This window comes from Pedobacter sp. 05L430 (assembly GCF_056397585.1).
The window spans coordinates 1-522 of sequence record NZ_JBFTNT010000629.1 but is presented as its reverse complement, the minus strand read 5'-3'; the positions used below and the strand labels follow the sequence as shown (position 1 = coordinate 522).

At 36.6% G+C, this 522-nt stretch carries 1 protein-coding gene; it reads left to right on the top strand.

What is annotated here, in order from left to right:
- Nucleotides 1–153: 153 nt before the first annotated feature.
- The coding region (locus tag AC1DG9_RS27700) for a carboxypeptidase-like regulatory domain-containing protein (RefSeq protein WP_477635784.1) at nucleotides 154–522 on the top strand (369 nt) is incomplete at its 3' end.

Sequence of the window (522 nt, the reverse complement as noted above, 5' to 3'; positions counted from 1 at the left end):
GTATAATAAATGTTACTTATTTTACATTTTGTAACACTTCAGTTATGATAATATTGTCCATTATTTGTCTTAGTTAGTCCATTTCTGGCTTCTAATTTCCCCGTAAGTTTATCCTAACAAATATTAAACGGGATTAACCAAATATTATTCACTATGTCTTTCTTTACGATTAAAGGAACTGTAAGATGGTATGCTTTGCTCATATTTCTCATTTTACAGTGTAGTTTTACAGTTTTCGCTCAGAATTCAATTAATGTCGCAGGCCGGGTAACCGGAAAGGACGACAAATTACCCATTCCAGGTGTTTCAGTGAAGGTCAAGGGCACAGGCACCGGTATATCAACCGATAAAGATGGTAAGTTTGCGCTAAATACCACTTCAAATTCAACAATAGTTTTTACCTCTGTGGGCTATGTAACTCAGGAACTTCCTGCTTCGGCCACAATGAACGTATCTCTTGTCCCAGAGGATAATAATTTGGAGGAAGTAACCGTAGTTGGTGTAACCATTAAGAAAAAGGAC